This window comes from Halomonas sp. TG39a, assembly GCF_000744395.1.
Taxonomy (GTDB): domain Bacteria; phylum Pseudomonadota; class Gammaproteobacteria; order Pseudomonadales; family Halomonadaceae; genus Vreelandella; species Vreelandella ventosae_B.
Genome location: NZ_JQLV01000001.1, coordinates 793099 through 819561 on the forward strand (window position 1 = coordinate 793099; position 26463 = coordinate 819561).

Here is a 26463-nt window from a genome sequence, read left to right on the forward strand (position 1 = left end):
TCAGCGGGACTAGACTTCTCTATAAGTTAATAAGATTGAACTACTACAGCCGCTCGACAGTCAACGCTAAATTGAGTGCCAAGGGGAGCCGCGGTAGCAGCGTTGCCTGGTAAGCGTGGTAGAGATCGGGCTTGATGTCGCCTTCGGTAGTGTCGATCTGTAGCTTACCGTCGAGTTCCTGATACCAGCCGCCCCGCGCGCGATCTATAAAAGTGGTATCGATGAAATCCCAAAGCCGCCGATACCAGCGCTCGTAGTGGGGCTGATCTGTGCGCCGTAGAAACGCGGCAGAGGCGGCCAGTGCTTCGGCGTGAGTCCAGTGGCGACGCCGCAGGGAGTTTGGGCGACCCTCCCAATCCACGGTATACACTAGCCCCGGGGCGCCGTCGGTGGCCCAGCCGTCACGCAGGCTGGCGTCAAATAGCGCCGCGGCGTCAGCGAATAACCAAGAAGGAGCTGCGCGGCCGCGAGATTCAAGCGCTGCCTCCAGGTGTAGCATCAGTCGCGACCACCCGAAACCGTGTCCCGGCGTGGCGCCATAGGGATAGAACCCGTCGTCGGGGCGGTCGGCGTTGTGCTCCGGCCATTCTGACCAGTCGCCATGAAAATGCTCGAGGATGCGGTAATCCCGGGGAGCCGCGTGGTGGTGAATCAGCCGTTCAACGATGGCTAGCGCCCGGTCAAGCCATAGCGGTTCGTCGCGCACATCGGCTAGTGCTAAGCACAGCTCTACGCCGTGCATGTTGCTGTTACCGCCGCGGTAGTCGCTCAGTTCGCTCCAGTCCTGGCTAAAACTCTCGACAAAAGCTTGCTCATCCATCGACCAGAAGCGGGTGTCGATCACTCCAATGGCCTCTTCGAGCAGAGCCGCCGCGCCGGGAATGTCGGCGTGGGTTGCAGTGGCGGCACCGAGGGCGACGAAGTGATGGGTATAGCACTGCTTAGTGAGGTCTTCGCTGGTGGCGGGGTCGGCCCCGAACCAGCCTCCGTGATGCTCGTCGCGCAGCTTGCCAGACAACGCGCGAATGGCATGCTCGGCCAGTGCTGCAGCGCCTGGTAAGCCTTGTAGCGCCGCCAGGGCACAGCTGTGCGCCATGCGTGCGGTGAGCATGGTGTCGGCGCTGGCGCCGTCGGGAATGCGCCCGTCACCATTGAGTACTGCGAAACCGCCAGAGGCCAGACGCGCCTGGCGATGAAATTCGAACAATGCGAGCCCTTCGCGGGTCAGCCAGTGGTGATGGGTGGCACTATTAAGCCAGCGCTGGGGTTTTTGATCGGTGTCGTGGTTCATCGCAGCCATGCCTTATGTGATCGAGTGGGATCTCGCCTCAGCCATTGACGATGGTGCCGCCGGTCTGACAGCTGGAAGACTATATTTAGCGTGTGATTGGCTCTCCTTTACGCAATCCGCCAAGTTAACCATAAAATGAACATCGTCTAATTTCTAATTGATTGATATTAAGCTTTATTAGAGTATGAGAGCGAATCGATTAGAATTGGACATATGATTAGCAACTTTACGATTGCCGGGTGGGGCAGCTATCGCCCTCGCACCCTGTTAACTTCGCGCGCCCTGGACGAGCGTCAAGGTCAATCGCCCGGCTGGACTGAACGTCAGTTTGGCATTGCCGCGCGCCATGTCGCGAGCGAGGAGGAGACTACCTCGATGATGGCGACCGAGGCCGCCCGCGAGGCGTTGAACCGCGCTGGCTGGGGCAATACACCGCCCGACGTCATCATTGGCGGTTGTGGCGTTATGGAGCAACCGATTCCGTCTACAGCCGCTTTAGTCCAGAACCGTCTCGGCTTTGGCCAGTCCGGCGTGCCTAGCTTCGACGTTAACCAGACCTGTTTATCCTTTATGGTGGCACTGGATATCGCCGCTATGGGAATTGCCTGCGGGCGCTGGCGGCGAGCGCTTGTATTTGCGAGCGATATTGCGTCGGCAGGGCTTAATCCTGAGGAACCGAAAACGCGCTCCATCTTTGGCGATGGCGCAGCGGCACTGGCGATTGAGGCGACGTCAGACCCAATCTGTGGAATGCGTTCAAGCGTTTCGGTTACCCATGGTGCTCACCATGCGCTAGCGCAGCTTCGCGCGGGCGGCACAAAGTTGCGCATCGCTGAAGGTTACCAGGCGCTGGTCGCCGGTTCCTATTTCGAGATGGACGCCTTTGGCATCTTCAAGGCCGCTGCCAAAGCGTTGCCTGGCGTCATCGAGCGTGCGCTCGAGCAGGCGGAAATAAGCAAGGATGATCTCGCCTGCGTGATTTGCCACCAGGCGAGTGCGCCAGGGGTCGAGCATATCAAGCGGCTTTTCGCGCCCAACAGTGACCGCGTGGTCAATATCTTCCCAACGACCGGTAACCAGATCGCCGCCTCAATCCCGAGCGTGCTCGCCCACGCACTCACGACGGGGGTCGCCAAGCCGGGTGACTATATCCTGCTGTTGGGCACTGCCGCGGGGATCAGTGCCAGTGCAATGGTGCTCAATCTATGAGTCAACGGCGTATCCTTATCACCGGGGCGACCGGCGGGCTGGGCATGGCGCTGGTGCGCGAGGCGCTAAAACGCGGGCATGCTGTGCGAGCCACAGGGCGTTCGCAGGCGGCGGGCGAGGCGCTTACGTCACTCGGCGCGCAGTTTGTTAGGGCGGATCTTACCCAGCCAGAAATTGATTTTCGCGGGCTCTTAAAGGATGTCGATAGCGTGATTCATGCCGCCGCCTTATCGGCCAGCTGGGGCCCCCGGCGAGCATTTGAGATTCACAACATTCAACTGACCGAACGCCTGCTTGAAGCGGCCAGCCGCTCGGGCGTTGAGCGTTTCGTGTTTGTTTCTTCGCCGTCAGTTTTTGCTGCGTATCGTGACCGGATAGCCATCGGCGAATATGACGGCCCCGCGCTTCAGCCACTTAATCATTACGCACGTACCAAGCACGCGGCGGAACGCAGCGTGCTTGCGCCGCGGGAAGACGCCATGGCCTGCTGCGCCATTCGCCCGCGGGCGCTAGTGGGGCCGGGCGATCAGGTGATCCTGCCCAAGCTGGCCGAGCTTGCGGGGCGCGAGCGGATGCCGCTTCCGCGTGGCGGCAGGGCGCTGATTGAGTTGACCGATCTGCGCGACGCCGCATGGGCTATCTGCGCCGCTGAGGAGCAGGCAGTCGGGCTTGCCGGAAAGGCAATCAACATATCGGGAGGTAGCCCCATTGCGGTACGAGAGGTGGCTGGTAAGCTCGCCGATGCGTTGGGAAAAACACCGCAGCTTGTCTCGCTGCCGGTTGGCTTGGCGCGTGCTATTGCTGTGCTCAGTGAAAACGCTGCGCTGCTGATGCGCTCTGCTCGCGAGCCGATGCTGACCCGTTACAAGCTGGCGACGCTGGCCTACTCTCAGACCTTTGATCTCGAGCCTGCTCAGCGATTACTCGGCTACCGACCCCAGCATGATGCACTGGCGACTCTGCTGGCCGAAGCGCGGCAGCTTGCCACGCAGGAAAAGCAGCCATGATCCGCGTCGGATTCCGTTGGCTTGAACGCGGTTTATGCCGCCATCCAGAGATCGCCACTCTCTCAGGTGGGAGCCTATGTGCGGTTGATTTTCCCGCCATGGTGGGGGTGATTGAGCACCCGACGCGGGATATTTTGTTGTTTGATACCGGCTATGATCCTGCTTTTATCGATGCAACCGAGACGTTTCCCGAGCGGTTCTATCGCTGGACAACGCCGGTCAAAATTGATGCACAGCAGGCGTGGAGCGCCTGGCTCGCGACCCATGGGATTGAAGACAGCGCGATTGCTGGCACCATCATCTCGCATTTTCATGGCGACCACGTCGCGGGAATGACCCACCTTGCCCAGCGGCCGGTCTATTGCGCCCGTGCGGGCCTTTCCGAATTGCGCCGACCGGGTCGCTTTGGCCGCGTGCGCCAGGGCCTGCTGCCTGCGCTGGTTCCCCAGGCAGCCGATGCAAATGCTCGCTTTTTCGAAGATGCGCCAGCAGTGGCGTTACCCAGTGGGTTCGCGCCCTTCAGCGAAGGTCGTGACATCCTGGGTGACGGTAGTCTGATCGCCGTCGAACTGCCCGGTCATTGCGTCGGCCACTGGGGGCTGGCACTGCGCACCACCGACGATCGCCAGGTCTTGCTGGCTGCTGATGCGGTGTGGCTTGGCAAATCAATCACGCAGCGCCGGCCGCCGCCGTGGCTTACCACCACGCTTCTCGGTGATACCCGTCGTTATCGAGCAACGCTAAACCTGTTGAGCGAGGGGTCGTGCTGCAATGGCGACTTGGTCATCCTACCTTCGCATTGCGCTGCCAGTGCCAAGCGTTTTGGTGACCATTATGCGAACTGACCGGGTCTTAGCCGCATGGATACGAACGCGGCGTGCGCTGAGCCTGTCGCCGGGGCAACTGGCTGCGCGGCGAGCCAGCATGTGGCGCAAGCTGCAGCCTGTCATCGCCCTTACGCCCGCACTGGCAAGATATGCCGGTCGTGATCTGGCGGAGTTTCCGGTCACTGACATCGCGGATCTTCGTGCTGATTACGGCGCTTGGAATAGCCTAGGCATGAGCGATGAGGAACTGCGCGGGTTGGCCGCCGCCTCAGAGCAAGGCACAGCCGTTGGCGAATTGTCGGCAGGCTGGTCGACCGGAACGGGAGGCGGTGCGCGAGGGCTATTTCTCTCCAGCCCCGCAGAACGTGCCGACTACATCGGCCAGAGCCTGGCCCGACTGCTACCGGCGCGTGCCTTGCTCAAGCGCCAGCGGCTCGCCCTGCATTTGCGCGCCAGTAATGCGCTCTACAGCGATGTGGGGCGAGGGCGGTTTACGTTTGCCCATTTCCCCCTCGAAGCGTCGATTGAACAGAGCGTTGCGGAATTGGCGCAATTCGAGCCGACGATCCTGATCGCACCGCCCCATCGGCTGGCCGCTTTCGCTGAAGCAGGGGCGCATTTCCCCTCGCTGCAGCATCTGTTTTGCGGCAGCGAACCCGCCGGTGAAGCTGAGCGCCACTTCTTTACTGAGCGGTTAGGGGTAAGGCCACGCCAAATATACCAAGCGACCGAAGGGTTTCTGGCCGCTGAGTGTGCCAACGGCCGGCTGCATCTCAACGATCATGCGATGGCTATCGAGCTTGAGCCGGTTCCCGGCACGCCCGGCTATCGACCGATCATTACCGACCTTCGCCGCACCAGCCAACCGATTGTCCGTGTTCGCGGCGACGATTATCTTGAGCTCGACGCTTGTTCCTGCCCGTGCGGTTTTGCGGGTCGCGTCATCCATGCGCCTCAAGGCCGGGTGAACGATATCTGGCGCTTTGCAGATCAGAGCGTTACGCCACCCCAAGTGGTAGCCGCGCTTGAGACGGTGCTGGGGGGCGACAAGATCTGGCAGGCTGAAGCGGGGCCTGAGCGCGTCGTGCTGCATTTGTCGCCGCCTTGCCCAGCCACGATTTCAACCACGGCTGCACAGGCGCTGAGCCAGGCATGGGATTTGCCGGTGCCGGTTGAGGTCTTTCATGATCTAAGCGCGTGGAGCGGCCCCAAGCGCCGTAAAGTGGTGTGGCGTGATGGCTAGACGCGTGCTTATTACCGGCGCCCGGGCGGTTGCCGCGCTGGATATTGCCCGGGATTTCGCCGCCGCCGGATGGGAGCCGCATCTGGCTGACAGCGTACCGGTGCGCATGGCGCGCTGGTCGCAAGCACCTGCGCGGGTTCACCGCTATCCCGCGCCACGGCAGCAGGGCGAAGCCTTTCGCGCGCGTATTGTCGAGCTAGTCGATACCTTCGGTTTCGAGCGGGTGGTGCCGACCTGCGAGGAGGTTTTCCATCTTGCGGCGCCCGCCCTTCAGTGCCGATTGGGTGAGCGCCTGTTTGTGCCTAACCTTGCCACGTTGCGCCAACTACACGACAAGCTCGCCTTTGCGCGCCACTGTGGCGAATGGGGCCTGCCCGTGCCGGACAGCCATCCGATAGACTCCGTAGAAGACTTGACTCGCTTCGCTAGCAGAAGTCGCGAGTGGGTGTTCAAACCGCGTTTTAGCCGATTCGGTGATAGCGCACTGGTCGCCCCAGGCCGGCGTGCGTTGTCCGCTATTACACCCAGCCACGACAACCCCTGGATGGCACAAACGCGTATTTACGGCGAAGAAGTCTGCTTTCACGGCGTGGCGCATCGGGGAGAGTTGGTTGCCTTTGCTGCCTACCGTTCCAGCTGGCGCCTGGGCGGAGGGGCTGGCTATGCTTTCGAACCTGTCGCTGATCAGCATCGCGAAGCGCTACGAAAAATAGCTGTTCGCCTGGCGCAGTGTGCCGCCATTCATGGGCAGTTCGCCTGCGATGCAATGTTCGATGAAGCTGGCGTTGCTTACTTGCTTGAGTGCAATCCGCGCGCGACCAGCGGTGTGCATCTGCTCACTGGTGCCGGTCATCTTGCCCATGCAATCGGTGACGGGATCGCCGCACCTGAAGCCGCGCCACGCACTCTTTATCTTGGCCCGGCGATGGTCGTATTTGGCCTGTCGCAGGCGGTGCGTGGTGCGCGTATGCGCGATTGGTGGCGCTGCGTTGCTACCGGGCGCGACGTGGTGTCTCGGCCTGGCGATCGCTGGCCTTTGCTTGGTGCGCTTTGCGACGCCGCCTCCTTCTCCCTGACGGGTTTCAAACACAATATCTCGACGAATGCCGCCGCCACTTACGATCTCGAGTGGAATGGTGAGGAGCTGCCTTAATGACATTCCCCCAGTCAGTCCGTGATGCCTGGCACATGGTTGCCTTATCGAAAGACCTGAAACGCGGCAAAGCGCAAAAGGTCATGTGTTGCGATACACCGATTGCACTCTTTCGCAGCGAAGAGGGGATTGGCGCCTTGGTTGATCGCTGCCCGCACCGCAATTACCCACTTTCTGAAGGGCGTGTGCACAAGGGGGCACTCGAGTGCCCTTACCACGGCTGGCGCTTCGCAAGCGATGGAACCTGTATCGAAGTGCCCGGTTGTTTGGTCGATACGGCCCATGATCAAAAGCTGAAGGCCGACGCACTGCGCGTAGTCGAACGGCACGGCGGGATCTTTGTGGCGCTTTCTGACGCGGCACCGCCCGAGCCCGTGTTACCGCCTGATTTTGGCAACCCTGAACTTGATCATTTCTGGTGGCAACAAGGCACCTGGGTGGGTCGCGCCTACGATGCGGTTGAAAATGTGATGGATCCGTTCCACACCAATCATCTGCATCATGGTTTTATTCGTCGCCGGGATCGACGCTTGCCAGTGGAGCTGATTGTTACCAGCCACGGCGACGGGATCGATATGGCCATCGAGCAAACCCAGCCTGACTATGGTCTGATGTCGCGCTTTTTGGAGCGCGACCGCTCGCGCAGTGTATCGCGCTATTATCCGCCCACTACGGTTCAAGCGCGCTGGGAAGGTGAGACCAAGCTAACCCTGTGTGTCACCGCCATTTTCACACCAGCGACAGGAAGTAGTTTCACTCCTTTCGCGCGCTTTTCGACACCCAAGGGGTTGGCGCCAAGCTGGCTCAAACAAGCAGCCATACGATTGTTCCTGGCCCCAGTGGTCTCGCAGGATCGTCGTGCACTAGAGCGCCAGCACGAAGTGATGACTCACTTCGGACAACCTAAATTCATCTCTGGGCCTGGCGATATTCTCAAAACCAGGTTGCATCGACTCTGGGTCGGTGAGCAGTTAGAGCCCGGCACTGATCCAGCCGTGGAGGTAAGGCTTTAGCCCCCGCGTAAACCCTCGACAAGGCGGGGAGCCGGCACCTTAATTAATCCGAGCATCGTTTGACTCTGCGCGGGCTTGTATTTGTTGCCTGACGCTTTCGAGGGTGGGCCGCAATGCTGCCAGCCTGCATTGTGCTCGGTATAGACCTGTCCATGCGAGCTGTAGGACGCGTAGATAAGCCATTGTAATTCATGCTCATTGCTTACCTGAAACGCTTGGCAGGGTTCAACTTGGCTTAGGCAGGCTGAGCCCTGCTCAATTAACAAGGCGAGCAGTGGCTCGGGTAGCGTGGCGTCTTCAGGGTTCACGCTAAACTGCTGGGCGACATCATCCAGGTTGTGGGTATCCACGAGTGGATCCTGGTTCCAGCGATTGGTTTGCTTTAGCGAGAGATCAATACGCCGTATCAGCTCAGGTCGCGATTGGGCAAACTCGCTGTCAGCGAGTGCTTGTAATGCCAAACTGCCCGGCTGGCCGAGGTGAAAGCGTAGATAGCGGTAGTCGAAAGCATCCACAGTGGTGCGTCCGTCTATCAACCGCTTGACCTGATGCTGGGCCACCCAGTGGCGCATATCCGCCAGCGGCGTATTAACCACGATCAGCGCCCCGGCCACCAGCAGGGCCAAGCCAACATTGGCGCGCTGTAGATTGGGTACTGCTGCTTGCCGTTGCCAAAGCAGAATCAAACTATAGCTGAAGGTAAAGGCCGCGGTTAGCACTTGCAGCAGTGCCGCCCAGAGCCTATCCAAGCTGAGTCCATATTGGTCGATTCGTAGCCAGAGCGCCCAGGCGGCCAGCAGGCTACCTATCGGCAGCAATACGACGGCGAGCATAACGGCGCTGCGTAACCATATAGGATAGGGCAGCTTGTTATCGGTTTGATAGAAAACGGCGTTGAAGAACAGCAGCAGGGTCAGCATCAGCGCCATAAGTATTTGCGCAGCTCTGCCGGTATCCCATATCGGCTGTAGCCCGGTCCAGGGCAGCACGGCAAAGAACATCAATATGATTAGGGCGACCAGCGGCAGTAGCGCCTTGATAAGCGCTTCGCACATCAGTCTTACGCTCGCGATAAAACGAAAGCGATTGCGGATCATCACCAGCCCCATGCCAATCACCAGCCAGGTGACTGGATAGAAAAAAGCGGGTGTTTGGAACAATGTTTTGAAAAAGTCTAAGCCAATGGCTGAAAAGAGCGCTGCCCACAAAGATAGCAAGCTCCAAAAAACGCCAATGAATAGGCCTAGTTGGGCGATTGTCAGGGCGTGCTCCCATGAGTAATCCAGCATGGGCTGATAGGTTTTTGGCCAAGTGCCACTGGCGGCGCTGCTACGAAAGAGCAGCGCAAGAATAAACAAGGCAACTCCTACGGCCATGCAAAAGGCAAAGGTAAACGGGTGGCCTCCCCACTGCTGCGGCTCGGGCACCTGCTCAACCCAGCCAAGGTGCCAGCCCAGCCAAAACAGTAGGGGAGCCAGCAGCAGCGGTAGGAAGTTGATGCGATCACGCAGTCGCACGATGCTGATCAGATAAAACGCTGGCAAGGCGACTGCGACGGTGTAGAGCGCCTTAAGCCAGCGCTGGTCGGCGACCAGCCAGTACTCATGGTCGATAGCCAAATGTAGCGCATAGAGCGCACAACCCTGTACAAAGGCGAGAAAAATCAAGCCCAGACTGGTGGCCCGGTCCAGGGTATTTAGGCGATTATCGTCCATGACAGCTCTTCTACGGTTGAGTGGCGGCGTGGGGGCCGTAATTCTTCTAAGCAGCTAACGAGCCCTAAGTAACTAGCTGGCTCTAAGTAATTAACTAGCTCTAAGCAACTATAATAACGTGAGAAAGTTACAAAGGTTGCAAAGTGCAAAGATAGACGGCACGAAATACTGCTAATTAATTATGCTGTGCTTTAGGCACGTCGTAAAGCCGGGCCAGGGAGGAGCTTTGAATCTTCTGTTTATATGCAGCGCAAATAGACTCCGCAGTCCGACGGCTGAACGTATCTTTTCAGCTTACCCCGGTATTCAAGCAATCGGAGCTGGAACAAGTTCGAGTGCTAAAACGCCGGTTTCTTGGTGCTTAATTGAGTGGGCTGACATCGTCCTAGTGATGGAAAAGAGCCATCGGAATGAAGTCGCCAAGACGTACGGGGAGTTACTCAAGGGGAAGAGATTAGTCTGCCTGGATATTCCCGACCACTACGAGTTAATGCAGCCTGAACTCATCACCTTGCTCAAGGAAAGGGTTCCTGAGTATGTGCGGCTGTCGGCAGTCGAAACATAGCGAGGAGCTGGTGCGCCGTAGTATTGATCATAGCGATGAAGAGTCGTTCTCCTCCCATTTCAGGTTTATATGAAATTATACTTATAAAAAACCTGGTTTTTTAAAGCTCTGGTCAGGTAAAGTTTACTTTGACTGCCATGAGCCATAACTAGGAGGGAAGCATGTATCGAGTAGTGATCGTTCTATGTATTTTTTTAGCGGGCTGCACCACAAAACTGTGGGAGCCCAAGCCAGAGAGAGTGATGGCCGTCAACGGCTTCTACGTTAATAAAGAAACGAACGATTTAGTGGTCACCACGCAGCGTGAAGCTTTTTTATTTCCCTCTCAGCAGCAACTTGGCCAGGCGCTGATGCTTAGCCGAGAAGTTGAGTTTCTTCCCGAATTTAGCGGCTTCTCGCTCTCTAGCTCCAATGTGGTGACCGGCAGCATTAAGCTTACACTGCATGAACAGAACCCTTCAGCCGAACTTGTCAGTCAATTAACCGCATTGGGCTTTACGAAAAACCCCGTCACCGATAGCTTCCAGTTGATACGGGAGATTAGAGGCGAGCGATATACCATTGAAGGAAGTTTGCCGCTTGAAAAGCTCGAAAAGGAGTATCAAGTCAGTATGAGCATGCCCAGGGGCCCCATCGATACAGCCGGGCGTGTTATCGCAACGCCTGTTGCCATTACATTTGATGCGGCCGCAACGGTCGTGGCAATTCCTCTCTTCGCACTCTTTGCGGTGTCACAGGGTTTGTTTGGGCCATGAGTAAACAGAGCGTCTTAACGAGCTCACAGGGGAAGTTTAAAAACAGTTGCCTATAGAGTCTGACTAATGCCTAGGATTTTTCTGAAAAGTCGGCGTGCGCAGGCCAGGTAAGGACACAGCCTATTAAAAAGAATCGGATTCGCGTGCGAAGTTACGGGTTGTAAATGAGTGCTTTGATTGGACTCGTGCACGAGCCGATTCTTAATAGAGTATGGCCAAGCGTAATAGTTAACCAGAGGTTTCCTGGTATTTATTAAAGAATAGAGGTTAAGGGTGGGGCTACTCGATAACTTTAAGAAGAAGCGTGCTATTAAAAGCTACATAGAGAAATTGCATAACGTTTTGGTCAACGATTATGGCCGCCAGAAATATTACACACAGCTGCAGGTAAAGCGGATTATTGACCCTTACTGTTTTTCCCGCCGCAACGCCCAGACAGGGTGTTCAGCGAGCCGCTCTTCTAGAAACGCCACAAACGCCCGCACCCGAGGCGGCACCAGCTGCCGCTGGGGCATCACCGCGTAGATGCCGGTTTCCGTTAACCGGTAATCCGGTAGCACCACGCTCAATTGGCCGTTGCGCAGGTATTCGTGGATGTGCCACACCGAGTGCTGCGCGATCCCCTGGCCGCCGAGTACCGCCTCGGTGAGCATTTCACCCTGATTGCTGCGTATGCGGCCGCCTACTTGTATCGCCTCGCTTTGCCCCTGGTTGTCGGTGAGGTGCCAGATATCCTGCCGACGCCGACTGCTGGAAAGTACCAGGCATTGGTGATCGGCCAGGTCGCCGGGGTGTTGTGGGGTGCCGTGGCGTTTCAGGTAGTCGGGAGAGGCGCACAGTACCCGCTCGTCGTCGGCCAGGCGTCGGGCCACCAGGCTGGAATCTTCCAGAATGCCGATGCGAATGCCCAGATCGTAGCCCTCACCCACCAGATCCACTACCTGGTCAGTCAGGCCGACACACAGATCCAGCCGGGGATAACGGTTAAGGAACTCGGGCAACAGCGGTGAAATGTACTGACGCCCGAAGGAGTGGGGCAGGGTGACGCGCAGGGTGCCGGTGACGTTGTCGGCGCTGCCGCGTAGATCCTGGGTGAGTGCTTCCAGCCCCTCCACCAACTCGCGGCCTTGTTCCGCCAGCGCGAGCCCCTCTGGGGTGGGGTGGAGGCGACGGGTTGTGCGGTGCAACAGCCGGACATTGAGACCCTTTTCCAACCGCTGTAGCCGCTGGCTGGCCACGGCCACTGACAGGTCAAGGCTGCGGGCGGCAGCGCTGATCGTGCCCAGATCCACCACGCGAAGAAAAAGGGCGATGTCGCTCAGGCGATCCATGGCCGTCTCATTATCAATTAAATCTTGAAAGTCATTGAAGATACTAAAGGTATCAAGGAGGGCGATGCGGGTCTAGCATTCGTTTCATCACTCCCTGATGGATGTTTCGATGATGACTTCAATCTCTTCGCGCCCGGTTCCCTGGGCGCTCTACGCTTTGACCATTGGTGCCTTCGGCATCGGCACCACCGAGTTCGTAATCATGGGCGTGCTGGAGCAAGTGGCCGCTGACCTGGATGTGAGCATCCGCCAAGCGGGCCTGCTGATATCCGGCTATGCCTTGGGTGTGTTCGTGGGTGCGCCGTTGCTCACCATTGCTAGCGCCCGCTGGCCTCGCAAGAGGGTGCTGGTGGCGTTGATGATTATTTTCACCCTCGGCAACCTAGCCTGCGCGCTGGCTCCGAACTACTCGATGCTGATGGTTGCCCGGGTGGCGACTTCTCTAGCACACGGCACTTTTTTCGGCGTCGGTTCGGTGGTCGCCACTGGCCTGGTAGCGCCGGACAAACGGGCCAGTGCCATCGCCACGATGTTCACCGGCTTGACCGTGGCGACGCTGCTGGGCGTGCCCGCTGGCGCTTGGCTGGGGCACGAATACGGCTGGCGCACCACCTTCTGGGCAATTACCGGTGTGGGCGTACTGGCGACCCTGGTGATCGCCCTCATGGTGCCTCGTGACAGCGGTGACGGTGAGACATTGGGTTGGCAAAAGAGTCTGGCGTCGATCGGTCGACCCACGGTGTTATTGGGGCTGTTGATGACAGCGCTTGGCATCGCCGGGGTGTTCACCGTGTTTACCTACATCCAGCCGATGCTAACGGGCATCGCCGGTTTCTCCCAGGATGTGGTGTCGCTGATTCTGCTGGTATTCGGCGTCGGCATGATCATCGGTAACCTGCTCGGCGGACGTCTCGCGGATCGTGGGCTGACACCGGCCCTGATAACCACATTGGCAGTGCTGGCGGCGGTGCTGGGCCTGTTTCCTTTTGCGCTCGGCTATCAGTGGACAACGGTGGTCTTCGTCGGCCTGCTGGGCATGGCCGGTTTCGCGACGGTGGCGCCCTTGCAACTGTGGGTACTTAACCGGGCGGAAGGCGCGGCCAGCCTGGCGTCCAGCTTCAATATCGGTGCGTTCAATCTGGGCAATGCCATTGGTGCGGGCTTGGGTGGTGTGGTGATCGAGCGAAGCGGCAGCTTTACCGCCGTGCCTGGCGCCGCCGCACTGGTTGCTCTTACCGGGCTGGCAGTGGCCGTCTGGGCAATCAAGCGTGAGCATGGCGAGTCCATTGGGCCTGCCTCGGCAATTTCCTGCGAACAGGAGCGAGTGTGATGGAATATCGTTATCTAGGGCGGTCTGGTTTCAAAGTGCCTGCATTGGGGTTTGGAGCTGGCACCTTTGGTGGCAAGGGGCCGCTGTTCAGTGCCTGGGGCAATACCGATGTTGAGCAAGCGAAGCGGCTGATCGATATATGCCTGGACGCTGGGGTCAATCTGTTCGACTCCGCAGATGTTTATTCCGATGGTGCATCGGAAGCGATCCTTGGTGCGGCGATCAAAGGCCGTCGTGACCGGGTGATCGTGTCCACGAAGCTGTCACTACGCAGCGGGGAGGACGCCAATGACGTGGGCAGCTCTCGACACCACTTGATCCGCGCCACCGAGCGCGCACTAAAAAGGCTGGGAACCGATTATATCGATGTGCTGCAACTGCATCACTTCGATGCCATGACCCCGGTGGAGGAGGTGATGTCCGCACTGGATGATCTGGTGCGGGCTGGTAAGGTTCGCTACTTAGGGGCATCCAACTTCTCTGGTTGGCAGTTGATGAAGTCCCAGAGCGTTGCCGAGCGTTATGGCTATGCGCGCTTCGTAGCGAACCAGACGTATTACTCCCTGGTGGGCAGGGATTACGAGTGGGAGCTGATGCCGTTGGGGCAGGATCAAGGCCTGGGTGCTCTGGTGTGGAGCCCGCTGGGCTGGGGCCGCCTGACCGGTAAGATTCGGCGTGGCCAACCACTGCCCGCCGGGAGCCGTCTTCACGAGACCGAAGAATTCGCGCCGCCGGTGCCGAATGAAAGACTGTACCGAGTACTGGACGTGCTATTTGAGATCGCTGAAGAAGTCGGCAAGAGCGTGCCCCAGGTAGCGATTAACTGGTTGCTGCGCCGTCCAACGGTGTCATCGGTTTTGATGGGGGCCCGGGACGAAACCCAGTTACGGCAGAATCTCGGTGCGGTTGGCTGGCGCCTTGATGAAACCCAGGTCGCACGTCTGGATGAGGCGAGTGCGGTGACTCCGCCTTACCCCTATTATCCCTATTGGAACGGCCAGTTCGCTGAGCGTAATCCACCACTGGTATGACTGACATTCACTGAAACTGAGAAAGGGGTGCTCCGGCGCCCCGCCCGAGTATTGATGTGCCATTAATGTTTTGGCATTACAAAAAATAATGTTTGGGGATCTTTAAGAGCCTAGTAAGCGTAGTCACAGTGATGGCTTTCCATTGTGGCCCAGACCCACAGCGAAGCTACGCGTATTGGCCGCATTAGACGTTGCTCATGCGGTGTCTCATCAGCGAGACCACACCTGTTGGAGATGGCGTATCATCGACTGAATGACCTGTCGCCGAGCCTCGTGCTGATCCAGCCGCACACGCTCAAGATTAATGCCTCCTCGGCCATCGCAGTATCTGGAAGGGATGCTTTCCTTGAGCGAATCGTCGGCACTTCCTTTTGGCATGCCATCTTTATCGCCGCAGGGTAACGAGACGTGGCGTTGCAAGTTCTGCTCTTTTCTTGAGTTCAACATGTTCCTGACCTCTATTGCGTCGTCCCAGGTGACGGGATGAAAGCGTGGTTTCATAGGTTCAGGTTCATGCTAATCTTGTTCTAAACTGCAAGGTATTCCATAAAAGCGAGCATTAACTTTGCAAAAACGAACAGGCAAGAATCTCCGGCAACCCCCTGCCATTCCACAGAATACAAGGAGCCATCTGGCCTGGAATGACTTTGAGGTTGTCCTGGCAATAGCGAATGCAGGCTCTTTGTCTGGTGCTTCACGCGCTCTGGGCGTCAGTCACGCCACGGTTTTCCGACGGCTGGGTGATATCGAACAGCGTCTGGGTGTTTCTCTTTTTGAAAGAAGCCGAACTGGCTACCGGCCAACGCTTGCTGGAGAAGAGCTTGCCGGCACCGCCAGAATAATGGATGAAGCAGCTTTGGACGCCGAACGTAAAGTCGCCGGGCGCGACTTGGAGCCGAAAGGGGAAATTTGGACTACCACAACGGACTCTTTGTTGATGGGACTGCTCTCTCCGCTGTTCACACAGTTTCAGCATACATATCCAGGCATCGTGCTGGATGTCGCCGTATCCAACCAGTTGTTCAACCTGACACGCAGAGAAGCTGACGTCGCCATCCGTCCATCCAACGCTCCCCCTGAAAATCTGATTGGGCGACCGCTGACCGCTATTGGACAAGCTGTCTACGGACACCGAAGCCTCAATTTGACACCAGGGGCTTCCATCAAGAGCCTTGCTAGCCAACCCTGGATTGGTGCCGGATCACGATTGCAGGATTCAGCATTGGATCAGTGGATGGATAAGCACGCGCTAAAAACGGCCTGTGTCTACCGTGTGGATACCCTGGTCAATATACTCAGCGCTGTTCGCTCCGGTATGGGGTTGGCCGTTCTGCCCTGCTATCTTGCCGACGAAGACCCAGACATTATCCAGCTCACTGATCCCATCCCCGAGCTGGAATACGGCTTGTGGTTTCTAATGCACCCGGATCTACGTGGCGTAGTGAGGATTCATGCGTTTATGGATTTTCTAACAGAAACTGTTCGTGCACAGAAACAACGCCTGGCAGGGCCATTATTAGGCTAGCTTGGTTCGCTAATGCAATATATAAGCTGCCTGTGCATTTGTACGTAGGCAGCGGAAAACTATGAGTAATGAAAAGCAGAATAAGACGCGGGCTAGTCTCTAGCTACGTTGTTTCGCCCGATACTCCGTAGGACTGACGCCTGTCTCTGCGCGAAAGCGGTTACTGAAATGACTGCTAGAGCCAAAACCGCATTGTAATGCAATCTCGGTCATATTCAGAAATGACTCCACCAGCAAGTGGCGCGCCTGGGTAAGACGACGGTTCAGCACATAGCGATGTGGTGGGTAGCCAGTGGTTTGTTTGAACATACGGGCGAAGTGAAAGTCACTCAGGCCGGTGACGCCCGCCATGTCTGTTAGCGTAAGCGGTTGGTTCAGGTGATGCTCAATAAACTCCACCACGCGTTTTAATTGCCATGTAGGCAGGCCACCAGTGGGGCGCAAAGTCGGCAGGCGGCGCTGGCTGTAGTGGCGTAGAGTATGTATCAATGCCGTTTGGGTGGCGGAATCCAGCGCTATTTGATCTAGAGGGTCTTGCCAGTTGCTCTGGCCAAGGGTAGTGCAAAACAGCTGAGTGAGCAGGGCGTCCTCGGCAAAGTCGATTTCGTCCAGTTGTACACGTTGGCCATCTTTATCCCATACCTGTTCGATCAACTGGCTCAGGTGAGTGTCGCTGAAATAGAAATGCAGATGTGAGATAGGCCCGCGTACTTCCCAATTGGTGTCCAGGTTGGCGGGCATTAAACACACGCTGTTGCTGGTCGCGCTGGCAATGGTTTGTGAACCCTGCCAGCGCAGGGAGTTCTCTGCACCGTTAAGATAAACGCTCAGAGTGTGGTGGTTTGAGTGAATGTTCTCAATACGGTCTTTTAAGTTACTCCAACGTGCCAGCGCCATGCCGTTTTTTAGCTGGGTGCTACTCACCAGACGCGCCTGCGTCTGTCTCATCCTGGGATAGTGGTTCAAGGTATCGGTGAACATTGGCGGCTCCTGGGCACTTCGTTAACAGTACTCAGGCTCAGTTCGAAACTCAATCCAACGGATCATTCAACCGCAAGAATAGACAAACAAGGGCAATCGCTGGCAAGCCAGTCTGTACCTTGGAAGCGACACTATGGCTGACGCTAACCACTCAGGGAAGGGCAAGCCATGAATAGCTTTTTATATATCTCAACGGTTCTGATCTGGGGATCGACCTGGTTGGCTATTGCCTGGCAAGTGGGCGACGTGGCGGTGCCAGTCTCGGTGTTTTACCGCTTCCTCATCGCTGCGCTGGTGTTGCTGGGCGGGCTTGCGTTGTTTCGCAGGCGTCAGGCTCTGCAAGCCAGGGATCATCTTTTTTGCCTGTTGCAGGGTGGCTGTGTGTTTGGGCTGAATTTCTACTGCTTCTATACCGCTGCGGGTTATCTACCCAGCGGCCTGATTGCTATCCTGTTTTCGATGTCGATACTGTTTAATGCGGTCAATGGCTACCTGTTCTTTCGCACACCGGTTCCGCGGGTATTCTACCTGGCGTTGGCCCTTGGTCTGCCGGGTATGGCGCTGATTTTCTGGCAGGATCTGGTCACCGTTGAGGCTACGTGGGAACTGCTGGGCGCCATTGGCTTGGCGTTGCTGGGCACCTACGGGTTTTCGCTGGGTAACATGGTGTCGGTCAGGCACCAGCGGCGGGGTCTGAAAATCAACACTACCAACGCCTTTGCCATGCTGTATGGGGGAGTGCTAATGGGGTCGATTGCATGGTCGCAGGGGGCCAGTTTTAGCCTGCCAGCGGAACCGAGATACTTGGGAGCCTTGGTTTATTTGGCGGTAATAGGCTCGGTAGGAGGCTTTGGTGCCTACTTTATGCTGGTTGGCCGGATTGGTGCCGGTAAAGCGGCCTACGCGACGGTATTGTTTCCTTTGGTTGCGCTGGCGCTGTCAACGGTGTTCGAGGGTTACCAGTGGCATGCGGATGCACTTATAGGGTTAGCAATGATTGTGAGTGGCAACCTGCTGATGTTTAATGCCCATGGTTTAGTCTGGCGGTGGCTACAACCCGCTTAGTTGATAAGGGGGGCGCCGCTATTCACTTAAAGAGGCACTGCCACGGGTGGTTAAAGTTTACGTGTCTGGGCTTATAGTTACTGCTATATATTGTTGAATACTGGAGTGTAAAATGTCAGGAGTAGACATCCGTCAAGCGACCATTGAAGACTCGGCTTTAATCCATAAGTTTGTCGTAGAACTTGCGATTTATGAGAAAGCAGAGCATGAAGTATTAGCGACAGTCGCGGATATAGAAAACGCTTTGTTTGGTGCCAACACGACTACGAAAGCCGTTATTTGTACCTTTAATAACGAACCTATTGGTTTTGCTGTTTATTTTTTCAATTTCTCAACATGGCTTGGTAAGCATGGGTTATATCTTGAGGATTTGTATGTTTCTCCTGAACATAGGGGCGTTGGTGCTGGTAAAGCGCTTCTGAAACATCTAGCTAGTATTGCTGTATCGAAAGAGTGCGGTCGTTTTGAGTGGAGCGTACTTGATTGGAATGAACCGGCTATCCAGTTCTATGAGTCAATAGGCGCAAAGCCGCAAAATGAATGGGTTGGCTACCGATTGGCAGGCAAAGCGCTCGAAGAGTTTGCTAGTAGATAACTGTAAATAACCATGAATTCTGCAGGTATGGTGAGTATTCATACCGCTGAAAGGAGCCATCAATGTTTGCAGTCACCTCAACCCAGCATGTTCTTGCGGTCAAGGATATTGAGCGTATCGAAAGCTACTTTCTCGACAAGCTTGGCTTTTCTGTCCAATTTCGCGTGGAGGGTTGGTCGTTTTTCAGCCTTGGCAGTTTTCATATCATGTTAGGCCACTGCCCTGATGAAATTTCCGCTCGTGAAACGCAAGAACATTCGTACTTTGCCTATGTGAACTGTGTAGGTATTGACGAAATTTATAATGACTATCAGGGCCGTGGAGCTGATATTTTTCAGGCAATTGCTGGTAAATCGTGAGGCATGCGTGAGTTTGGTGTCACAACTCCCGAGGGGTATAAAATCATTTTTGGTGAAGATATCGAGCCACCAAAAAACACATAAATACTCTCTGCCCGGTCAGCTTTTTTCCATCGCCGCGTTTCATTGTTGTAGGAAGCTAAATACCAGCAAAAGTGGTGTATCCCGTGGTTCCAGACGAAGCAAGACAAGCGCAGTCCATCGTTGAAGACGTGCATGGTGAGTCGATTGTGGGTATTTATCTATTTGGTTCTGCTGTTACCGGTGGCTTAAAGCGTAATAGCGATGTCGATATTCTGGTGGTTGTTAATGATTCGCCAACCCATAAGCAGAGGGAAGCCCTCATTGCCCAGCTAATGAAGGTCTCTGGGACGATTGGAAATGCACAAGCTACCAGGCCAATAGAGCTGACGGTTATCACAGTCTCTGATGTTGTGCCCTGGCGGTTTCCGCCTCGTGCGGAACTTATATACGGTGAGTGGTTGCGGGATGAATTCGAGGCAGGGCACATCCCGAAACCAGCCTATGATCCTGACCTAGCGATTGTTCTGAAAAAAGTGGTCGATAATAGCCTGCCGCTATATGGGATCAATGCCGCTGAGGTGCTTGAGCCAGTGCCAATGGCTGATATCCAAAGAGCGATTCGTGATTCCTTGCCTACGTTGCTGTCAGAGACAGCAGGTGATGAACGCAATGTGGTCTTAACCTTGTCTCGCATGTGGCTAACGGCAGCAACGGGTGAAATTGCTTCAAAAGATGTCGCGGCTGAATGGGCAAAAGGCCAACTAGCAAAGGAACACGCAGCTTTATTGGACTACGCTAAGCAAGGTTACCTCGGAAATATTGAGGATCGCTGGGACGAGAAGCAGTGGGAGTTCAAAGCGCTCACCTGCTGTCTGCGAAAATCTATTGAGGCGTGTCTTGGTACCTGGCAGCGAGAAGGTTCTGACGATCAGAATGAATATTGCTGAAAACAGCTCACTCATCGTGCCGGTTATGGCAGATATTGCCAACAAGAAAATACATCGGAGCTTGTCGATTTCGCTCACTCTCGAACGACTAGGTAATAGTTTGACCATTCGAGTGCAGCCCAGTTTTGGGGCAGCAGCTTTCGTGAGGGAATTGATGATGATTACTATGTATGGATTTGGAAAAGTAACGTCACAGGTAATTGGGATTACAAGGGATTTACGTGTGCTGTGGGCGCTGGAAGAGTGCGAATTGCCTCATCAGGTTCATGGGCTCGATGACGTTGCTGGGGAACTACATGGCGCTGATTATTTGGCAATCAACCCATTTGGTAAAGTGCCAGCTATCGATCATAACGGCGTGATTATTTTTGAATCAGGCGCCATTGTTATCTACTTGGCGGAGCAATCAGGAAGACTTCTGCCAACGAGCGAACCAGAGCGCATCAAAGCCCTGCAATGGACATTTGCTGCGCTGGATACAGTTGAACCACCCATGACCCAAATTGCGGTGATTGACTTATTTGAAGCAGATGCAGAGTGGGCAAAATTGCGACGTCCAGCGCTCGTAGAGATGGCTAAGAACTATCTTGAGGTCATCAATGATGTGCTCATCGGCAAGCATTATTTGCTTGGCGACCAGTTCACCTATCCAGACATTTTGATGGTTGCTGCATTAAGTCAGGTACAGCATACAAACCTTCTAGATATGTTCCCTAATGTGACGGCCTACTTAACGCGCTGCCATGATCGGCCTGCGTGGCATAAATGCCTTGATGCATACAATCGCCGTTTGGCCGTGTAAGTAGCCCTTACCGTCTTGGTGAAGATAGTTAGTGCTGGTGCGACTCGAAGTCGCTCATGAAACACATAGGAGAGTGAGGTAATGGCAACCACTAAACAGCCGCTGCCAAGTATCGTATCTTCAGAAGAGTGGAAATTAGCGCTGGATCAGCTTCTTATAAAAGAGAAAGCGCTGACCCGAGCACGCGATGCTTTGAGTGCGGAGCGTAGAAAGCTACCCATGGTGAAAGTAGCAAAAAACTACGAATTCCATGGCGACGAAGGCCCCATATCCTTCCTTGAATTGTTCGGTGGGCGTCGGCAGCTCATTGTTTATCATTTTATGTACGCGCCTGATTGGAAAGCGGGGTGTGACGGGTGCTCGTGGGTTGCCGATGCCATGACTCACCCGGCTCATTTACATGCTCGTGATACTTCGCTGGTAATGGTTTCACGGGCTCCTCTAGAGAAAATCAACCAGTACAAAACGCGTATGGGTTGGACGATTCCCTGGTACTCGTCGTTTGAGAGTGACTTTAACTATGATTTTGGGGTGACGACAGCGGATGGAGAAAGGCATGGAGCCAGTGTGTTTCTCCGCGACGGAAACGACATATATCGCACCTATTTTACCGGGGCGCGTGGGGTCGAATATTTAGGTAGCTTCTGGACGTACCTGGATTTAACACCTTATGGTCGCCAGGAAACGTGGGAAGACTCTCCAGACGGCTGGCCTCAGACCAAGCCATATGAATGGAACCGCCGCCATGACGAGTATGATGTTTAAGAATACTGGCGCTCGCCAAAAGGGCAGGCGCGGTTGGTCAGGCCATTCTCGTTAAAGGTGGCTACAACCACGGCAATCCTTTGCCGCGTCCCGCTTCCTTCCAATTGACACTGTTACTGTCCATCTATTAACCGTTGTTTCAAACCAGCTCACGCTTCTCGCGCTTAGCCACGCGAATATCTTTGACGGTAGCAATGCCAATTACCGCCAAGATGACAAGTGAGATCAGCGGCCAGATCAGTACATATAATGCCAATATAAAGGTTTGCATATGCTCTCCTATTGTCTCGCTGGTGCGTAATGGCGCACCAGTTGATGAAGTGATTTCGGCTTATTTCAAAGAGCTCGCACAGGGCTTAGGCCTGAGCAGCAGGCTTGGCCGGATCGTAGTTGATCACTTTCTGATCGATCTGTGAGAAGTCGAACTTGCTCGAGCTCATCAGGCTGACCGCGATGCAGACAGCCGTGCTAACGCCGTAGGCCATCAGTGACGCCAGCAGCACTGTGTAGTCGCGCAGGAAGCCAATGCTGAAGTAGGCCAGCACGATGGCGCTGAGTGCGCCGAAGATCACACCGACCCGGCGCCCACAGAAGCCGAAGGCCATCAGACCGAGCACCACACCACCACCTACGGCAGCGAGTAATTCGAATAGCCCTCCGACCACGCCGACCAAGGGCAGCAGCTCAAAGCGTGCGACGCAGAACATCACCAGCCCCGCGATGACCGCAGAGGTGAAGGCCGTATTGGTGACTCGATCCCAGAAACAGCTGGCGATGACCGGAAACACAATCGCCCCCCAAAGTGCGCCAACGAAGACCAGCATGATCAGAATATCCATCGAGAAGCTGGCGAGAATCACCCCGATCAGCGTTGCGACGACCATGGTCAGCCTGCCGATAAACAGCATCTTGGTGGGATTAGGTTTGTTTTTAGCAATGTTCTTGCCATATACATCGGCCATCACAATCGCTGACATGGCGGAAAGATCCGAGTCGGCGGTAGAAGAGAGCGAACCGATTACCAGGATAAAGAACAGCGCGATAAACACCGGCGAGAGGTACATCGAAACCATCTGCGGGATCAGGTTGTTCATGTCGCCATCGATGGGCTCCATGCCGGTCATCAATGCCATCAAGCCGATCATGCCAAGGCCAATGACAATGGCACCGTAACCAATGGTCGCGGTGATGAAGGTTGGTTTTATATGGTCTTCACGCACGGCGAATAGGCGCTGGGAAATAGTCTGGTTGCCAATGGCGTAGGCCAGCACCGCTACAAAGAAGGGCGCACCCTGATTGAGGATCGCGTCCATCGAGAACAGGTTGGCTTGTTCTGGCGTAAGAAGACTCATGCCATCTGACAGCGTTTCTGGGCCGCCGAGGGCGAACATCACCGCTGGAATAATCAGGATGGCCACGGCCATCATCGCCATTAGCTGGGCGAAATCCGTCAGCACCGAGGCGCGGAAACCTGACCACAGCGTATAGGAGAGCACCCCGACCCCGGCAATCACCACACCGGCCTGGAACGAGAGTGGTGAAAGCACCGAGACCAGCGCGCCGGAAGCCGTGAAGTTCACCATCAGACTGATGATGCTACCCAGAATGTTGGAGGAGGCGAGAATCAACTGGCTGGAAGAGCCGTGCCGGGCATGGATAAGCTCGCCCAGGGTGTGAGCATTGGGCGCCAGTTTGCGAAAGCGGCGGCCAAAGGGGTAGATGAACAGAATCATCAGCGCACCCCACAGCCCGTAATGCAAAGGGCCGGAAATGCCGTAGGTATAGCCCGAGGTAGCAGCGCCGTAGAACGAGGCTGCCCAGATCCAGGTGGCGGTCATGCTGGCAGCGCCAAGGCCAAAGCCGATCTGGTGATTAGACACCATAAAGGCGTCGGTATTTTCCTTTTTCTTCTTAATCAGCAGGGTCAGCAGGTAAGTGCCGCCGTAAAAAAACGCCAACAAGGCGAGCACAGTCACGGTCGAGAATTGATAGAAATTTTCTTCGTTCATTGAATACCCATAGGCTTTGCAGCCCTAGCATCCTAAATAGCAACCACAGTTCCCTTGAAGGAGTGGCCGCGACAGGACGTAAGCAAAAAACAGAACATCTTTCTAGGTATGTCTGTAGCGAGATGAGATCGCGGTTGGCGATCAGGTCGTGCAAGTGTCAGGCGTTGGAAACGCCTTAAATAGGGAGGCAGATGGATTTCCACAGTGAATCGCAACAAAGCGCTGGGGGAGTCGATCCGGAGGGCTACCCTACGCCCTTAAGCGTGAACAGTACAGGTGAATACCCGCTGCACCGGGAATCGGGTGCGCCGTGCGCTTAAAAGGCTTCAGGCATGTTCAGCACTAATGTACCAGCGAAATGTAGCAAGTTTCGGGTCGGCGCCAGGTAAGCGGCTTCTTATGATCCTCGCTGTTGATGGGGAGGTTTCCCTATCTGTGAACAATGATGGAGATTACAAAGATGAATGCACTCGAAAATAAAGTCGCCATTGTTACTGGTGCCAGCGCAGGTATTGGCAGAGCGACTGCCCGGCTTTTCGCTAGGGAGGGAGCTACTGTCGTGGTAGCGGCCAGAAGAGAGTCAGAGCTGGAGGTGCTGGTCAGCGCTATAAAAGAGGAGGGTGGCCAAGCGTTAGCGGTTGCTGGCGACGTAGGTGATGAGTCTTTCGCCAAAAAGCTTGTTGACGAGACACTCGCGCGGTTTGGTCAACTGGACGTTGCGTTTAACAACGCAGGCATTTTAGGCGCGATGGGGCCGGTGCCCGAGATGTCATTGGCTGATTGGAATCAGGTAATCACGACTAATTTAACAAGCGCTTTTCTGGCAGCTAAGTATCAACTGCCTGCCATGCGGTCGGCTGGCGGTGGCTCGTTAATTTTCACTTCAACATTTGTTGGCTATAGCGCCGGAATGCCTGGCATGGCGGCTTATGCGGCCAGTAAAGCGGGACTAATAGGGTTGACGCAGGTGCTCGCCTGCGAGTATGGCCCTGATAACATTCGGGTGAATGCGTTACTGCCGGGGGGAACGGATACCGCTGCAGCCAGGGAGTTTGCCAACACTCCCGAAGCGTTAGCGTTCGTAGCCAGCCTGCATGCAATGAAGCGGACGGCAAAGCCTGAAGAGATTGCTCAATCCGCCCTCTACCTGGCTTCAGATGCATCCAGCTTTACGACCGGAACGGCACTATTGGCAGATGGTGGAGTATCAATAAATCGCGTCTGAATATAGGGCCTCACTCTGACTATAATCAGGATTAGGGGCCTTGAGCTATGCAGCAGCATGCCACAGGCAGCCCGTTCTGAAGGAGGGGCTGCCCCTTTTGATTGGAGTACTGTTAATTGCCACACTAAACATAGGATACAAAGAGCTATGACATCTCAGTTTAAAGCAACGCTTCTTCGTCCCGCCAAGCAGGATAGCGATAATTCATGGGCTTTTGTCGTGCTGCCCAAAAGCGTGAGTGAGAAGCTCCCACGGCGAGGCAGGACAACGGTAGAGGGCACTCTCAATACTTATGCCTTCCAGGCTACTCTTGAACCGGACGGCCAATTGAGCCATTGGTTGCGGGTAAGTAAAGAGCTGCTTGAATCGGCAGGCGTTAACAGTGGCGACGATGTCACCTTTGAGATTACGCCTGTAGAGCAGGAGCCTGAACCCGAGGTGCCCGCTGATTTGCAGGATGCCCTTGCAGAGTCTCCAGAAGCTCAAGCCGTTTGGAGCGATACCACGACGATTGCTCGCCTGGACTGGATTCATTGGATTACGTCCGCCAAGCAGTCCAAGACTCGAGCGAAGCGGATTCTCGATGCTTGCGACATGCTTGCTTCTGGAAAGCGCCGCGTTTGCTGCTTCGATCCATCTGGCTATTACAGTAAAGCGTTTAGCCCACCTAAAGCTAAAGCGGCCGACTAGCGCTGTAGCCTCTGCATTGCCGTTCAGATTCCGCGCTATATGGAAGACTTGTAAGTGATGAGCCGCCGCCAAAATCGGCCTAATCAATGCCCTTCCTTAGAGCATTGCCGCGGCTCCAAACTTTCATTCCGATAATTTAAAAAGCAGTCAAAGTAGGCTCCTACAACACACTGTTGGGCTCAGCCTGATAGGCTTTATGGAGCAAACTGATGAGTGGTGTTGCTTCTTCAAAAACAGTGGTAGCAATGGCAGTGACTGCGATCCCGGGTGTCCATGAATTCATCACCGCGGCACCGGACAGTTCCGAAAGACGAACAATGGTGATCTCCTCATGGCGTTGGGCAATACCAAGGCGGTTCAGTTGGCGTTGGACGATGCTCATCATGGTGCCCTGCAACATTGTCGCCTGGGGCCAGATAACCGTCTCCCCGTCCCAAAAAACAAGGTTCCAGATGGTTGCCTCGCTCAATCGCCCATGGCGGTCGACAAAGGCTGCATCGTCGAAGCCCTGGCGCAGAGCTTGATGTAGATAGTAAGTTTTGCCCGCCTCACCAACGTGCTTAATAGAAGCCAGAGGTCGCTCGTGATCTACCTTACTCAGCCTCAACGGCCCTTTAGGGCCATTAGCCGCTGCGCTGCTACGGACGAGTACGTCTGGCTCTGCATCCATGCTGGCCGCGGTGAATTCACCGTGACGGGAGAAGAGAGTAACCGTTAATGACTGGTCTTTCGGGCCTTCATCAATAGCTGTTTTGATGTAGGAGATTAGCTGCTCTTCGGGAAGCATCTTTCCAAAAAACTCTTTTGACGCTTTCTGCAGACGGGCAAGATGAAGATCTAGCCCTTTGACCTCTCGATCTCGTACCTGCATGGCCGTGAAATGGGCAAACCCTGCAAAGGCTAGGGGGATCAGCTCTGAAAGAGTGGCTGGTTGCCCATTAATATGGGCCTGAAAATTGCTGGCGTTAGTGGACATGGCATTGACTCCTGATTGAATTTGCAGTGA

28 protein-coding genes are annotated in these 26463 nt (G+C 55.5%); 20 read left to right on the plus strand and 8 right to left on the minus strand.

Features of this window, described 5'->3' with window-relative positions; genetic code table 11:
- Nucleotides 1-43: 43 nt before the first annotated feature.
- On the minus strand, nucleotides 44-1291 hold the full coding sequence (locus U738_RS03440; protein ID WP_035577352.1) for an AGE family epimerase/isomerase: 1248 nt from the start codon (nucleotides 1289-1291) through the stop codon (nucleotides 44-46).
- 213 nt (nucleotides 1292-1504) lie between these two features.
- Here U738_RS03440 and U738_RS03445 point away from each other — a divergent pair, with 213 nt between their 5' ends.
- The 6 genes from U738_RS03445 to U738_RS03470 are packed head-to-tail and all read left to right on the plus strand — an operon-like array spanning nucleotide 1505 to nucleotide 7743.
- A complete protein-coding gene (locus U738_RS03445; protein WP_035577354.1) occupies nucleotides 1505-2500 on the plus strand; it encodes a 3-oxoacyl-[acyl-carrier-protein] synthase III C-terminal domain-containing protein in 996 nt (331 codons plus the stop codon).
- Nucleotides 2497-3507 (plus strand): NAD-dependent epimerase/dehydratase family protein, encoded by a 1011-nt coding sequence (locus U738_RS03450; RefSeq protein ID WP_035577356.1) that lies wholly within the window; start codon nucleotides 2497-2499, stop codon nucleotides 3505-3507. Before U738_RS03445 ends, U738_RS03450 begins: the two co-directional genes overlap by 4 nt.
- Entirely contained in the window at nucleotides 3504-4352 is an 849-nt protein-coding gene (locus U738_RS03455; RefSeq protein WP_035577358.1) for an MBL fold metallo-hydrolase, read from the plus strand. The genes U738_RS03450 and U738_RS03455 overlap by 4 nt, the downstream gene beginning before the upstream one ends.
- Nucleotides 4342-5577: a hypothetical protein gene (locus U738_RS03460; RefSeq protein WP_050713766.1), complete on the plus strand. Its 1236-nt coding sequence runs from the start codon at nucleotides 4342-4344 to the stop codon at nucleotides 5575-5577. The genes U738_RS03455 and U738_RS03460 overlap by 11 nt, the downstream gene beginning before the upstream one ends.
- Complete coding sequence (locus U738_RS03465) at nucleotides 5570-6730, plus strand: ATP-grasp domain-containing protein (RefSeq protein ID WP_035577360.1); 1161 nt, start codon at nucleotides 5570-5572, stop codon at nucleotides 6728-6730. The genes U738_RS03460 and U738_RS03465 overlap by 8 nt, the downstream gene beginning before the upstream one ends.
- Nucleotides 6730-7743 carry an aromatic ring-hydroxylating oxygenase subunit alpha gene (locus U738_RS03470; RefSeq protein WP_050713765.1) on the plus strand — a complete coding sequence of 338 codons (1014 nt, stop codon included), beginning with the start codon at nucleotides 6730-6732 and terminating at the stop codon, nucleotides 7741-7743. Before U738_RS03465 ends, U738_RS03470 begins: the two co-directional genes overlap by 1 nt.
- Here the strand turns inward: U738_RS03470 and U738_RS03475 are convergent.
- On the minus strand, nucleotides 7740-9458 hold the full coding sequence (locus U738_RS03475; RefSeq protein WP_081899031.1) for a DUF4153 domain-containing protein: 1719 nt from the start codon (nucleotides 9456-9458) through the stop codon (nucleotides 7740-7742). The genes U738_RS03470 and U738_RS03475 overlap by 4 nt on opposite strands.
- Nucleotides 9459-9684: 226 nt before the next feature.
- Here U738_RS03475 and U738_RS03480 point away from each other — a divergent pair, with 226 nt between their 5' ends.
- The 3 genes from U738_RS03480 (at nucleotide 9685) to U738_RS23775 (ending at nucleotide 11303) form a co-directional block, all read left to right on the plus strand.
- Nucleotides 9685-10023, plus strand: a complete 339-nt coding sequence (locus U738_RS03480; RefSeq protein ID WP_035583136.1) for a low molecular weight protein tyrosine phosphatase family protein — start codon at nucleotides 9685-9687, stop codon at nucleotides 10021-10023.
- Between the two features lie 242 nt (nucleotides 10024-10265).
- The gene (locus tag U738_RS03485) at nucleotides 10266-10778 is read left to right on the plus strand and encodes a hypothetical protein (RefSeq protein WP_152561122.1); all 513 of its coding nucleotides are present in this window, start codon (nucleotides 10266-10268) and stop codon (nucleotides 10776-10778) included.
- A gap of 273 nt (nucleotides 10779-11051) precedes the next feature.
- Nucleotides 11052-11303 carry a DUF6559 family protein gene (locus U738_RS23775; RefSeq protein WP_369333475.1) on the plus strand — a complete coding sequence of 84 codons (252 nt, stop codon included), beginning with the start codon at nucleotides 11052-11054 and terminating at the stop codon, nucleotides 11301-11303.
- On the opposite strand, the gene U738_RS03490 is transcribed toward U738_RS23775, so the two are convergent.
- Entirely contained in the window at nucleotides 11186-12109 is a 924-nt protein-coding gene (locus U738_RS03490) for a LysR family transcriptional regulator (RefSeq protein ID WP_035577365.1), read from the minus strand. The two genes, U738_RS23775 and U738_RS03490, sit on opposite strands and share 118 nt — an antisense overlap.
- A 109-nt stretch (nucleotides 12110-12218) precedes the next feature.
- Here U738_RS03490 and U738_RS03495 point away from each other — a divergent pair, with 109 nt between their 5' ends.
- Both U738_RS03495 and U738_RS03500 read left to right on the plus strand, forming a co-directional pair.
- Nucleotides 12219-13439, plus strand: a complete 1221-nt coding sequence (locus U738_RS03495) for an MFS transporter (RefSeq protein WP_231896741.1) — start codon at nucleotides 12219-12221, stop codon at nucleotides 13437-13439.
- Nucleotides 13439-14470 (plus strand): aldo/keto reductase, encoded by a 1032-nt coding sequence (locus tag U738_RS03500; RefSeq protein WP_035577367.1) that lies wholly within the window; start codon nucleotides 13439-13441, stop codon nucleotides 14468-14470. Before U738_RS03495 ends, U738_RS03500 begins: the two co-directional genes overlap by 1 nt.
- A gap of 210 nt (nucleotides 14471-14680) precedes the next feature.
- Here U738_RS03500 and U738_RS03505 read toward each other — a convergent pair whose 3' ends face one another.
- Nucleotides 14681-14917: a hypothetical protein gene (locus tag U738_RS03505; protein WP_144810280.1), complete on the minus strand. Its 237-nt coding sequence runs from the start codon at nucleotides 14915-14917 to the stop codon at nucleotides 14681-14683.
- A gap of 118 nt (nucleotides 14918-15035) precedes the next feature.
- On the opposite strand from U738_RS03505, the gene U738_RS03510 reads away from it, so the two are divergent.
- A complete protein-coding gene (locus tag U738_RS03510) occupies nucleotides 15036-15995 on the plus strand; it encodes a LysR family transcriptional regulator (protein WP_440870492.1) in 960 nt (319 codons plus the stop codon).
- 99 nt (nucleotides 15996-16094) lie between these two features.
- On the opposite strand, the gene U738_RS03515 is transcribed toward U738_RS03510, so the two are convergent.
- Nucleotides 16095-16976 (minus strand): helix-turn-helix domain-containing protein, encoded by an 882-nt coding sequence (locus tag U738_RS03515; RefSeq protein WP_035577371.1) that lies wholly within the window; start codon nucleotides 16974-16976, stop codon nucleotides 16095-16097.
- A 168-nt stretch (nucleotides 16977-17144) separates the two neighbouring features.
- On the opposite strand from U738_RS03515, the gene U738_RS03520 reads away from it, so the two are divergent.
- The 6 genes from U738_RS03520 to U738_RS03545 all read left to right on the plus strand — a co-directional run bounded on the left by U738_RS03520 (nucleotide 17145) and on the right by U738_RS03545 (nucleotide 21533).
- Entirely contained in the window at nucleotides 17145-18041 is an 897-nt protein-coding gene (locus tag U738_RS03520) for a DMT family transporter (protein ID WP_035577374.1), read from the plus strand.
- Nucleotides 18042-18153: 112 nt separating this feature from the next.
- A complete protein-coding gene (locus U738_RS03525) occupies nucleotides 18154-18636 on the plus strand; it encodes a GNAT family N-acetyltransferase (protein ID WP_035577376.1) in 483 nt (160 codons plus the stop codon).
- Between the two features lie 62 nt (nucleotides 18637-18698).
- Nucleotides 18699-18995, plus strand: a complete 297-nt coding sequence (locus U738_RS03530; protein WP_231896740.1) for a VOC family protein — start codon at nucleotides 18699-18701, stop codon at nucleotides 18993-18995.
- Between the two features lie 167 nt (nucleotides 18996-19162).
- On the plus strand, nucleotides 19163-19966 hold the full coding sequence (locus tag U738_RS03535) for an aminoglycoside adenylyltransferase family protein (RefSeq protein ID WP_231896739.1): 804 nt from the start codon (nucleotides 19163-19165) through the stop codon (nucleotides 19964-19966).
- A complete protein-coding gene (locus U738_RS03540) occupies nucleotides 19953-20768 on the plus strand; it encodes a glutathione S-transferase family protein (RefSeq protein ID WP_081899032.1) in 816 nt (271 codons plus the stop codon). Before U738_RS03535 ends, U738_RS03540 begins: the two co-directional genes overlap by 14 nt.
- 81 nt (nucleotides 20769-20849) lie before the next feature.
- A complete protein-coding gene (locus U738_RS03545) occupies nucleotides 20850-21533 on the plus strand; it encodes a DUF899 domain-containing protein (RefSeq protein WP_035577380.1) in 684 nt (227 codons plus the stop codon).
- 139 nt (nucleotides 21534-21672) lie between these two features.
- Here the strand turns inward: U738_RS03545 and U738_RS23550 are convergent, their stop codons facing one another.
- Both U738_RS23550 and U738_RS03550 read right to left on the minus strand, forming a co-directional pair.
- Nucleotides 21673-21804 carry a putative transporter small subunit gene (locus U738_RS23550; RefSeq protein ID WP_222425819.1) on the minus strand — a complete coding sequence of 44 codons (132 nt, stop codon included), beginning with the start codon at nucleotides 21802-21804 and terminating at the stop codon, nucleotides 21673-21675.
- Nucleotides 21805-21889: 85 nt separating this feature from the next.
- Nucleotides 21890-23542 carry a sodium:solute symporter family protein gene (locus U738_RS03550; protein WP_035577382.1) on the minus strand — a complete coding sequence of 551 codons (1653 nt, stop codon included), beginning with the start codon at nucleotides 23540-23542 and terminating at the stop codon, nucleotides 21890-21892.
- Nucleotides 23543-24002: 460 nt separating this feature from the next.
- Between U738_RS03550 and U738_RS03555 the strand changes: the two genes are divergently transcribed.
- Nucleotides 24003-24767: an SDR family oxidoreductase gene (locus tag U738_RS03555; RefSeq protein WP_035577384.1), complete on the plus strand. Its 765-nt coding sequence runs from the start codon at nucleotides 24003-24005 to the stop codon at nucleotides 24765-24767.
- Nucleotides 24768-24914: 147 nt separating this feature from the next.
- Nucleotides 24915-25457: a YdeI/OmpD-associated family protein gene (locus tag U738_RS03560; protein ID WP_035577387.1), complete on the plus strand. Its 543-nt coding sequence runs from the start codon at nucleotides 24915-24917 to the stop codon at nucleotides 25455-25457.
- Between the two features lie 160 nt (nucleotides 25458-25617).
- Here U738_RS03560 and U738_RS03565 read toward each other — a convergent pair whose 3' ends face one another.
- The gene (locus U738_RS03565) at nucleotides 25618-26433 is read right to left on the minus strand and encodes an aminotransferase class IV family protein (RefSeq protein ID WP_035577389.1); all 816 of its coding nucleotides are present in this window, start codon (nucleotides 26431-26433) and stop codon (nucleotides 25618-25620) included.
- Nucleotides 26434-26463: the final 30 nt, after the last annotated feature.